The sequence below is a fragment of the Streptomyces alanosinicus genome, assembly GCF_014650595.1.
GTDB classification, from domain to species: domain Bacteria; phylum Actinomycetota; class Actinomycetes; order Streptomycetales; family Streptomycetaceae; genus Streptomyces; species Streptomyces alanosinicus.
Map to the genome: position 1 here is coordinate 103,484 of NZ_BMVG01000023.1, position 11,168 is coordinate 114,651.

An 11,168-nucleotide genomic window follows, 5' to 3' on the forward strand; every position below is an offset into this window, starting at 1 on the left:
GGCTCCTCGCCGGTCCGTATGATGTTCATGGAACAGATCGCGGCCGAACAGGACCTGCAATTGGGGCTACATCCTGCGGCTCCAAGGGATCGAGGTCATCAACCTGTACACGGCAGAGCGTTCCCCGCACGCCCGACCAGACATAACAGTCGTCATACCCACCCGGCTGCGACCCGAGCGCCTGGGGTATCTGGCCGAACTGCATGCCAGCCTGAACCGGCAGACCGTGCCATGGGAGGCCGTCCTCGTCCTCGACGGCGCCGACCCTGCGCGCCTGCCCGAACCGATTGCCGCTGATGCCCGCATCCGTGTGGTCGACCTGCCCCGCCCGGTCGGCGCCGCCGCCGCACGCAACCTCGGGCTGCGCACCGTCCGTACTCAGTTCGTCTGCTACAGCGACGACGACGATCTCCTTCCGGCCGACAGCCTCGCCGTGCGTCACCAGCGGATCACCGAGACCGGGCTGGGCTGGGTGGCGGGCTGGATCGCGGACCTGCATCCGGACGGTGCCACCACCGTCTGGCGCTGCCCGACTCCGCCCGGTGTCCACCAGCCCGGCGACGTGACGGGGTACTGGGCCAGCCCCGAGGCGCAGATCCCGCTCAGCCAGACCATGCTCCTGGCCCACACCGAACTGGTCGTCGCCGCCGGCGGGCACGGAGGACTGCCACAGGGCGAGGACTTCATCTTGGTCAACGGTGTCACCAACCTCGCGCCGGGCGAACTTCTGCCCCACGTCGTCTACCACTACCGACAGCACCCAGCCCAGATGACCGCCGGCGGCGCTACGTTCCTCGAACTCGAAGGCCCCGCACGCGAATTCGCCTTCCGCCACGGCCGTGAACTGCGCTCCGCACTCAAGCGCGCACGCACTTACGGGCTGGAGTCAGTGGCCTGATGACGCAGCACGCGCTGCGCACCAGGTCGCTGACGTATTCGGAGACGGCGCTCGGAGGTGACCACGCCCGCGCGGGCGTGCCGGACCAGCCGGACACGCCGCTCAGGCTGCTTCATGAGGGGGCGGTCTCAACTCCACTGCACTACTTCGGTGCCTGGAAGCCGCCGATCTTCTGCTCCAGCAGTTCGGCCAGGCGCAGCGGGGTGCGGTCCTCGAACATCGGACCGATGAGCTGCACTCCCACCGGCAGACCCTCGGGCGACCGGCCCGCTGGCACAGCGGTGGAGGGTAGACCGGGCATGGTGGCCAGACCGGCCCAGACGAGCTGGTCGAAGTACGGATACTCGACGCCGTCGATGTCGATCCGGCGTTCCCTCGGATCGGGGTTGTGGTCGTGCGGGAACGCGGGAGTGGGCGTGATGGGACACACCACGGCGTCGTACTCGGCGAAGAACCGGCGCCAGCCGTGGCGGTGGAGCTCGCGACGGCTGTTCGCCTCGATCCAGTCGCGGTGACTGCACACCATGCCGCGCAGCATCGCCGCATCGAGACTCTGGTCGTCTGCGCTCAGTGCGGCGGCGCGGGTCCGCAGCTGCTCGTACGCTTCGACGGGAAATCGTGCAACGGAGCCCGAAAACAGCAACTGCCTGTAGAGCATCGCGGCTTCGGTCAGATCGGGCAGCAGCGGACTGTGCCGTTCGACGCGGGCGCCGCCGTCGACAAGCGCGTCGGCCACCCGGCCCACGCCCGCCCGCACAGCGGACCCGGTCGGAATGAGCGGATGGTCGTCGAGGACCAGGACCCGGAAGTCGCGGAGCCGTTCGTGGCGCGCGGGCGGCAGCGTCAGGTGGTACGCCACACCGAGCGTCAACGGGTCCGGTCCGGCCATGACGTCGAGCAGGAGCGTGAGGTCGCGAGCGGTGCGCGCCATCGGACCGACGACGGCGAGGTCGTGCTCGACCGGCAGGGCCGGCCCGGGCGGCGGGACCATGCCGCGGCTCGCCGTCAGCCCGAGTGTCGGCTTGTGCGCGTAAATGCCGCAGAAATGCGCGGGCGTGCGCAACGAACCGGCGAGGTCGGAGCCGATGGACAGCGCGCCGAATCCGGACGCCAGGGCCGCCGCCGAGCCGCCGGAGGATCCGCCCGACGTACGACGGTGGTCCCACGGGTTGTTGGTGGTGCCGTAGATCTCGTTGAAGGTCTGTATGTCTTGCAGCCCCAGGGGCACATTGGTCTTGCCGAGCACCACCGCGCCCGCGGCCCTGAGCCGCGACACCTGCACCGCGTCCTCGGCCGGCACGAAGTTCCGGTGCGGCGGCATACCCCAGGTCGTGGGCAGCCCCGCAATGTCGTACGACTCCTTGACCGTCACCGGAATGCCCAGCAGCGGCTGGTCCTCACCACGGGCACGCGCCTGGTCGGCATCGCGTGCGGCGGCCCGCGCACGATCGAAGTCCGGCACGCAGATCGCGTTGATCGCCTTGTCGTCCCGCTCGATACGGGCGATCGCCTCGTCGGTCAGTTCCACCGAGGTCACTTCACCGGCACGCAAAGCAGCCACGAGTGTCTCGGCCGTCAGAAAACTCCATTCCATGAATGAGACCGTATAGACCTCCGAAAGAGGTCATAAAATGCCGCTTCGTGCAACCGTTGCGGGATGCCTGAACACTCATCGGGCTCGCCCTTGCAGCTGAGCCAGCGCGCTCGAGCTCGTCACGCGGTCGAGGGCCACCGAGGCAGGTGCCCACCTCGGGCGAGGCCAGCAACTCTGGCACATACGCAGCACCGGCTCCCGCACACACAGCGGCGTCCCGGGCCTCTTCCATCACGAGAGGCCCGGGACGCCGCCTTTCCAGCCCGCCGGCCCGTGACGCATCAGGAGGGTGCGCACGGGTCAGCGGGGTCTATGCCACCCCGAAGAACAGCACACAGACGCAGAATCACACCCATCACGCCCCCACCGTTACACCGAGCCGGCTCCCACGAGGGAACTAGCAGCCCGTGCCACCGCCCAAGCCCAGCAGACCGAGTACAGCGCTGAGCAGACCACCGAGCAGACCACCGGACCCGGTGCTGCACTGGGAACCACCACTGCTGCCGCCACTGTCACCCGGCGGCGTAGCCGGGGACGAAGCGCCGCTGCCACCGCCACTGCTGCAGTCGCAGCCGTTGCCGGTGCCGCTGGAGCCACCAGCGCCGCCTGGGGCGGAGGGCGCGGGCGCGGACGGAGCCGGCGCCGAGGGAGCAGGAGCGGGCGCGGACGGCGCAGGCGCCGAAGGAGCGGGCGCGGAGGGCGCGGGCGCCGAAGGAGCGGGCGCGGAGGGCGCGGGCGCGGACGGCGCAGGCGCCGAAGGAGCGGGGACGGGGGCCGTGTGTGCCTGGGCGGGAGCGGCGAGCGCGAAGGCACCAACGGTGAGCAGCACACTTGCGGACGTACGGGCCATGGAGCGGCGTACGCAGTTCACATCTAACTCCTGACGATCCGTTAGTAGGACATAAGCGACACTAGGGGCACCTCGCCCATGAGAACGCGACCACGCGGACACGCAGATGTAGAGGAATCGTTCGATAAGTGTGGAGGATTTGTGACGGTCCGTCGGCAGGCGAGACGAAAGCGCCAGCGGGGCATCGCGGCCGGCACGCACGCCGCCCGGCACCGGAGCAAGCCCTCCACAACGCTCTTGAGGAGCTACGGGGCCTGGGACACGCCCGGAGCGTCGGCCGCGTACTGCGGTTCCACAAGTGGCATGACGGACCCGCACTGAAAAGCGCAGCACGCCCTCGTGGACGAAGCCGTTGCGCTCGGCGGAGCGCAGCATCGCGGTGCTGTCCGACAGCGTCTCGGTCTGCAGCCGCCGCAACCGGGGATCGCGGCCTGACCGGTCCGGCGCAAGGGCGAAACAGGTCAGGTCACTTGGCGCGGTGTGCGAGGAGCGGCTTCCGGACGCGACGCCGGCCGCGTCTGACTGCGGTCGACTCTCACATGGGGTGTCCGCGGAAGCCGTCAGGGCCGCGTGGCGTGGGCGGTGCCGGCTCGGCAGCCCGCTGTCGGGCCCTTCCGCTCGCTCCCCCACCCCGGCCGGTTCGGTCGGCCCGCCGAACGGCGCTCCTGACCTCGGTCACCGCTGAACCACGGCGCTGTTCCGTCGGTCCCGCGTGTCCCCGGGCGCCTCACACGGAACAGGTGACTGTGGCCGGATCGACCGGCTCACACACGTCGCCAACCGAACATACTCAGAACCTGCACATTCCGTCCCTTGTCACGTACGGAGGTCGACCATGCCCCAGAGCAGTGTGCAGGCCCACGCGGTGCTCGACGCCTGGCTGTCCGGCGCCGAGAGCGCGTTCGGCCAGCTGAACCCCGCCGGCCCGCTCTACGTCGGCGGCTCCGCCGCCGAGGCCGCGCTCACCGATCCCAGCGACTCGCTGTACGGCTTCTGTTCCAGCCCGAGCGGGTCGCACGGCAGCTGGTGCTGCTGATCGTCCTGACGGCCTGAGCCTTCTGCGGCCCTCAGGGCAGCAGAGCGCCGGGTCCAGGACCGAGGCGCGGGGAACGGCTCCGTGTTCCCCGCGTGTCGGGGCACCGCGCAGTACGGCCGAGTCGACGACGAGAGGAAGGCCGAGGGTGAGCGCGACGGCACAGCACCTGCAGCAGGACAAGGACGAGTCCCCGTCGTTCGACCGACCCGTGCGGCGTATCGCCCGTCCGTGGCGGGACGAACTGGCCCGGCGGCTGGCCGTCGTGGAGGGCCTGGATCCGGCCGAGCGGCACGTGGTCCTGGAGGCCGGACACAACGCCCTGCTGCAGTCCCTGCACGCCAAGCTGTCCCGGCTCTTCCTGATCGAACTGCACGCGCTGCGCCTGGCCGCGGGCAGCGGTGCCGCCGAGGCCGACACGGAGACCTGGGCGGCGTTCATCGAGGAGGCCGACCAGGACGGTTACCTGGACGGGCTGGCGAACCGGTACCCGGGCCTCGGCCCCCGGATCGAGGCTGTCGCGCGACGGTGGTTGACGGCCACGGCCGGATGCGCGGAACGGCTCGCGGCCGACCGCGAGCTGCTGCGCCCCTTGCTGAAAGGACGCGCGGGTGCGCTGTGTGCGCTCTCGTTCGGCGCGGGCGACAGCCATCGGGGCGGACTCACGGTCACCCGCGTCGACTTCGACGGCGGCACCGTCATGTACAAACCCCGGCCGTCCGAGGCGGATGTGGCGCTCGGCGCGCTGCTGGAGGAGCTGTTCGCGTCCCTCCCCGATGCCCCGGCGCCGCACGAGCGCATCCGGGTGCCGCGGACGCTCGCGTGTGCCGGCTACGGATGGGCCGAATTCATACCCCATCGCTACTGCGCCGACGACGCCCAACTCGCTGTGTTCTACCGCAATGTAGGCCATTGGCTCGCCGTGCTCCGCTTCACCGGCGGAACCGACATGCACGCCGAGAACATGATCGCCGCCGGCCCGGTGCCGGTGATCGTGGACGCCGAGACGCTCTTCGACGCCCCCGCACCCTTCCCGCCCAGCGGCCGCGGCGACGCGGTGGACGTGGCCGCGGCCGCCATCCGCCGCACGGTGCTGCGGACCGGGCTGCTCCCCGTGCGCGGCACCGGCTTTGCGCTCGGCGGCGTGGACATCTCCGGTGTCGGTTCGCTCCCCGGCCAACAGCCGCTCATCCCCAACCCGGTGATCACGGACGCCGGAACCGCGGCCGCCCGCTTCCAGGTGGACCTCGTCGCGATGCCCGTCGCCGGCAACCACCCCAGCCCGACGCCGGTGCTCAGCACGTACTGGGACCGCGTCCTCGACGGATTCCGCGAGATGACCGCACATCTGCGCCGGCCCGGGACGGATCCGTCCAGGCTGCTGCGCCGCTTCCAGGGTGCCCGGGCACGCCGCATCCTGCGGCCCACACAGGCGTACGTCGACATCGGCCGGATGCTGTGGCATCCGGCCTCCCTGCACGACGAGGGGGCGGCCGTCGAGCGAGCGAGGGACATCCTGCGGCGCAACGCCGAGGTGCTGCCGGGAGCACCGACGGACCGGGCGGCCATCGACAGTGAGGCAGCCGACCTGCTGGCAGGCGACGTACCGATGTTCGGCTTCACCGTCGACGAGGCCGCGATCCGGAACACGATCGAGGACTGGCGCACCGCTGATCTGGCGCTGGAGGAGGCGGTGATCCAGGACGCGCTGGTGGGTGCCTACCTCAACGAGCGTTCGCTGCCCGCCCGGGTGCAGTCCGCAGCCCGTGATCCGCATGCCCGCGACCGGGAACGGCGACGGCGGGCGCTGGCGGCCGAGATGGTACGGCGGCTGTCCGAGGGAGCGGTGCGGGGTGCCGACGGCACGGCCACGTGGATCAGCCCGGTGTTCACCCCCGCCGGCTGGTCCATCCGCGTACTCCCCGCGGACCTGTACACAGGTCAGGGCGGCGTGGTGCTCGCTCTCGCCGAGTACCTGAGCGAGGAGCGGGCCGGGCGGGCGGACGGGGTGCCGGGCGTCGCCGAGCTCTTCGAAGGGGCGTTGCGGGTGCTCGTCAGCACCGAGGACCGGACCCCCACACCGTCTCCCGGTGCGTTCAGCGGCGCGGCGTCGCAGGTGTGGACCTGGCTGGCGCTGCACCGGGTGACGGGGGACGACCGGATGCTGGAACGGGCCGCGGAACGCGCCGCGCTGCTCACGCCGGGCGCCCGGCTCATCGAGGACGACAACGAGGTGGACCTGCTGAACGGCGCGGCCGGCGCGGTCGTACCGCTGCTGAACCTCGCGGGCGCGACCGGACAGGACCGCTGGCTGGACGCTGCCGCCCACATCGGGCGCCGGCTCGTCGGGCAGGCCACACTGGACGCGAGGGGCGCGCGCTGGACCACCCGCCTCAACCCCGAGGGCATCGGCGGTTTCGCCCACGGAGCCACCGGCATCGGCTGGGCGCTGGCCCGGCTCGCCCTCGGCGAGGCCGGATCGGCCGCCGAGCGGCGCGGCTGGGACGACCTCGCACGACGGGCTTTCGCCTACCAGGAGTCGCTCTACCAGCCGGAGGCGGGCAACTGGCTCGACGCCCGCATCGGCGCCGAGGAGGACTTCTTCACCAGCTGGTGCCACGGCAGTGCGGGAATCGGCGTCGGCATGCTCGACCTCCACCGGCGAGCCGGCGACCCCGCCCACCTGGACATGGCGGAACGAGCCGCGCGCGCCTGCGCAGCAGAGGGGTTCGGCTGGAGCCACACCCTGTGCCACGGCGACCTCGGCCTCTGGCAGTTCCTCACCTCCCTGGGCTCCGGAACCCCCTGCGACCTGGACGGCGAGATCCTCACCGGTCTGGAACAACGCGGCCCGGTCGGCGGGCTGGCCCGAGAAGCGTTCTCCCCGAGCCTGATGTCGGGCCTCTGCGGAGTCCTCCACACCCTGCTGCGCATGCACCACGCGGCCGACCTGCCCGATCCCCTCGTCCTCGACTGAGCCCTCGCACAGGTGGTGCCGGGGTGGTCGGCCGAAGTCCAACGGTGAGGCGGGCCGGTAGTCATGCGACACCAGTTACGAGGTAGTGACAATCGGGGGCCAACTTCTGGGCGCGCCTACCACTCTTCCTCGGTGAAAGTGCGTCAATTAGTGAGCTATGGAGTCTAACTGACGCAAAGGGGATAAGGGTATCTAAGGAGACCGAGCATGAAGCTTGGTATGAAGCGGCTCGTGGTGGTCGGCGCGTTGGGCGTGGCCTCGGGGGCACTGGCGGTATCCCCGGCGTTCGCAAAGAGCGACATCTCGATCGAGGCCACCCCGCACACCGCGCACGCGGGTCAGGTGGTGAAGGTACACGGCCAGGGTGACGACGACGCCGAGCAGTACACCGTGCTCGTCATACAGGAGCGGTCCGGCAAACCCGGCCACTGGGGCCACTGGCACGCCGTCACGCGGAGCTTCAACGGCGACGCGCGCGCGAACGTCAAGGCCACGCACACGGGTGATCTGCAGTTCCGTGCAGTGATGTACTCGACCGACAAGCACCACCAGCACGCGAAGACGGACCGCATCTCCACGCCGGTGACCGTCCGCGTCGTCCGCTGACCGATACAGGAGCACCGCACACTGATCGACCCCCTTCACCGGAACGGCACGGCCGTTCCGGTGAAGGGGGGGGGCACCGCTCCCCGCCCGTCCACGCGCGCTCACCCGGCCAACCCGCACACCCACCCGCACTCCACGAGCACCTGCCCACTAGGCTGGGCCGCTCCGATGGGCGGTCGCCCGCCGCCCGGCGAGGGGGCACAGCGCTCGTACGGCTGCGCCTCACCATCACACCCGAGGAGTGCAACCGAGTGTCTTTCTTCACCATCGGCCACCGCGGTGTCATGGCCGCCGAGCCGGAGAACACCCTGCGCTCCTTCCTGCGGGCCGAACGCGAGGGGCTCGACGGCATCGAACTGGACCTGCACCTGAGCAAGGACGGCGAGCTGGTCGTCATGCACGACGAGACCCTGGACCGCACGACGGACGGCTCCGGTCCGATCGCCGACCAGAAGTTGCGGAGGCTCAAGAAGCTCGACGCAGGCCTCGGCGAGCGCATCCCCACGTTCGGGGAGGTGCTGGACGCAGTCGGGCCGACGCTGCCGATCCAGGCGGAGATCAAGGACGTGGCCGCCGCCCGGTCGCTGGCCAAGGTACTCGCCGACCGCGACCTGTTGGACCGGGTCTCGGTGCTGTCGTTCCACGACGTGGCGCTGATCGAGATCCACAACCTGCTGCCGCAGGCCCGCACCGTGCTGGTGGCCGGTCCCAGCGCGCACCGTGACACCTTCGTCGGCCGCGCCCAGAAGGTCGGTTCCACCCTGGTCAGCGTGGAGCTGCGCCAGCTGAACCGGGCCATCGTCGAGAAGTGCGGCGCCGCCGGCATCGACGTGATGGCCTGGACCGTCAACGACGAGCGAGACCTGGCGCTGGCCCGGACACTCGGCCTGGTGGGCTGCGTGACCGACCAGCCCGGCATGAAGCGGCTGGTCGAGGCCACGGCCTGACCTCAGAGTCCGGGACCGAACCGGCCGCCCATGCGGTCAGAGCAAAGTATGAATGCCTCCTCTCCCGAGACCGCCGCCACCGGCACACAACCCTTGCACATGGGCGTGGCTTGACCGAGTCATGTGCCGGGAAGGTCTTCTGGTGAACGTGAACCCTTGGGGAGGAGGGACATGTCCACAGGGTTTGCAAGGGTCTTGTGCGCTGCCCTGGTGAGTGCGGTCGCGGGGGGTGTGTGCCTCGGGTGCGGGCACCAACCCCCTCCGGCCCCGGAGACCCCCAGTGGTGGCGTTGTCTCCTCCGCCTCCGGCGGTTCCCCGAGTCTGGCGCCGTCCCACGGGCGCACGGCCGGTGGCGCCGCGGCGGCGGGCGGTACGTCATCGTCAGGGGGCGGCACGTCGTCGGCGGGCGGTACGTGGACGTACGGCGGTGATCCGATTCCCCCCGTCGCTCCGCCGCCCTCCGCCACCGTGGGCCCTCTGCCGCCGCCGGGTGTCGACCCGGGCGGCGGGAGCGGCAGCACCGGGGGAAGCTCCAGTGGTGGAATGTCAAGCGGCGGTACAGGTACCTGCCCGCCCAGCGGGTCGGTGGGCACGTCGCAGGGAGGCGGCGGAACGTCGTCCGGTGCGACGAGCTCGACCAGTGACACGCCCCCGGCAGCAGGCCCGACGCCGAAGCCCTCGCCGTCCAGGTCCGGCTCGCCCTGCTCGACGGCCAGCCCTACGGGCACCCGATGACCGACGCCGACCCGCCGGCCCCCGCTCACCGCGCGGCGTCCCTGCCCACAGTGCTCAGCGCTACCGTGGCGCAGGCCTCCCTCATCGCGGCGCTCATGTTCTACCTGGGCGCGGTCTACCTCGCCAATTACTACGCCTACTTCCACCTGGACGTCTTCAGCCTCGGCATCGGCTACGCCGAACTGGCCATCCAGAGCCTCCGTGTCATCAACAGACCGTCGATCGTCGGGCTCGCCGCGGCATTGCTGGTCCTGCGGAACCCGAGCGACTACGCCCTCATCCGTCGGATCCCCAAAGCCGACCAGCTCGCCGCCGCCTGGGCACGCTTGGTCGCGCTGCTGGTCCAAGGGCACGTGGCGGTCGTGGCACTGGGCGTCTTGCTGTTCGCCTACATGTCAAGAGTCGTCCATTACGGATGGCTGGCCCTGCTGGTTCTCGCCGTCGGCATCCACCTTGCTCGCCTCGACGCCCGGCGGACCGGGTTCGCCGACGCCGGGCCCCGCCGTGCCAACGCCCGCACCCTCGCCGGGGCAGTGCTGCTCCTGTGGGCCGGGACGCTGGCAGCAGCCCAGATGGGCGCCGACGACGCGAAGGATCTCGGCCATCACGTCGTACGACTCACCGGGGTGACTGTCTTCACCACCGAGCGGTACAGCATCGCCGGGCCGGGCGTCGCCGTCCAGGACCTCGGCCCGACGGTGCATTTCCGCTACCGCTATACGGGGCTGCGGCGCCTCATCGACCGATCAGGGCGCTACTACCTGATCCCTGTGGGGTGGACGCGTGACACGGCCGCGGCGTACATCCTGCAGGACGGCGACAACCTGCGCGTCGAACTCACCCCCGGGGCACGCCCCCAAAGCTGAACCGACCCCGTTGCATGGAGGCTCGCTTTCAGGTGTAGGCCACCGGAACCCGGGCAGGGGCTGGTGGAGAACGGATCACGAGCAACGGGGTGAAGACCATGCATGGCGGCGGAGGATTCAGCGGAGGCGGACACCACGGAGGGGGATTCAGCGGGCACCACCACAGCGGCGGGTTGGGCCACCACCATCACAGCAGCGGGTCGGGCCACCACGGCAATCACCACCAGCACAGCGGGGACTCACAGGGCTTCACCTGGATCCCCTTTCCCCGGGGTCACAGGCCCTCAGGCCATGCCACTGGAGGAGACCCCAGGCGCGTGGCACTGAGCCTCGGCCTGGTGCTGGTCGTGGCCATCGTCGCGGGGCTGATGGCTGCCCGCTAGGGCCTGTCCGGCGGATCAGGTCGCGGGAAAGTGACGGTGCCTCATCGGCGCAGGTGAGCGGGGGTCGGTGCGTCCAGCTGCAAGGCGGAGGAGGGAGTCGACGCGGTGGGGGTCCCCCCGCGCGAGCGGAGTCGAGCGTGGGGGAGTCGGCGACCGACGACAACGCCGCAGATGGGCGTGCCGACCCCCGCGTCCGCGACAGGATCCGCCGGACAGGCCCTAGTAGGGCTTGGTCAGGTTCGTATCGGCTCTGGCATGTTGCGGTGACAGGTGGGGCAG

8 protein-coding genes are annotated in these 11,168 nt (G+C 70.6%); 7 read left to right on the plus strand and 1 reads right to left on the minus strand.

Annotated features, from left to right (window positions below):
• Positions 1-154: 154 nt before the first annotated feature.
• Positions 155-898, plus strand: a complete 744-nt coding sequence (locus tag IE277_RS32635) for a glycosyltransferase family 2 protein (RefSeq protein WP_308433441.1) — start codon at positions 155-157, stop codon at positions 896-898.
• A gap of 142 nt (positions 899-1,040) precedes the next feature.
• Here IE277_RS32635 and IE277_RS32640 read toward each other — a convergent pair whose 3' ends face one another.
• Positions 1,041-2,492 (minus strand): amidase, encoded by a 1,452-nt coding sequence (locus IE277_RS32640; RefSeq protein WP_189957324.1) that lies wholly within the window; start codon positions 2,490-2,492, stop codon positions 1,041-1,043.
• A 476-nt stretch (positions 2,493-2,968) separates the two neighbouring features.
• On the opposite strand from IE277_RS32640, the gene IE277_RS32645 reads away from it, so the two are divergent.
• The 6 genes from IE277_RS32645 (at position 2,969) to IE277_RS32670 (ending at position 10,506) form a co-directional block, all read left to right on the plus strand.
• Entirely contained in the window at positions 2,969-3,376 is a 408-nt protein-coding gene (locus tag IE277_RS32645) for a hypothetical protein (protein WP_189957325.1), read from the plus strand.
• A gap of 801 nt (positions 3,377-4,177) precedes the next feature.
• Positions 4,178-4,378: a DUF6229 family protein gene (locus tag IE277_RS32650; protein WP_229882130.1), complete on the plus strand. Its 201-nt coding sequence runs from the start codon at positions 4,178-4,180 to the stop codon at positions 4,376-4,378.
• A 145-nt stretch (positions 4,379-4,523) separates the two neighbouring features.
• Positions 4,524-7,352: a type 2 lanthipeptide synthetase LanM family protein gene (locus tag IE277_RS32655; RefSeq protein ID WP_229882131.1), complete on the plus strand. Its 2,829-nt coding sequence runs from the start codon at positions 4,524-4,526 to the stop codon at positions 7,350-7,352.
• 207 nt (positions 7,353-7,559) lie between these two features.
• A complete protein-coding gene (locus IE277_RS32660; protein WP_189957326.1) occupies positions 7,560-7,958 on the plus strand; it encodes a hypothetical protein in 399 nt (132 codons plus the stop codon).
• 251 nt (positions 7,959-8,209) lie between these two features.
• On the plus strand, positions 8,210-8,905 hold the full coding sequence (locus IE277_RS32665) for a glycerophosphodiester phosphodiesterase (protein WP_189957327.1): 696 nt from the start codon (positions 8,210-8,212) through the stop codon (positions 8,903-8,905).
• 731 nt (positions 8,906-9,636) lie between these two features.
• Positions 9,637-10,506, plus strand: a complete 870-nt coding sequence (locus tag IE277_RS32670) for a hypothetical protein (protein WP_189957328.1) — start codon at positions 9,637-9,639, stop codon at positions 10,504-10,506.
• The last annotated feature ends 662 nt before the right edge of the window (positions 10,507-11,168 follow it).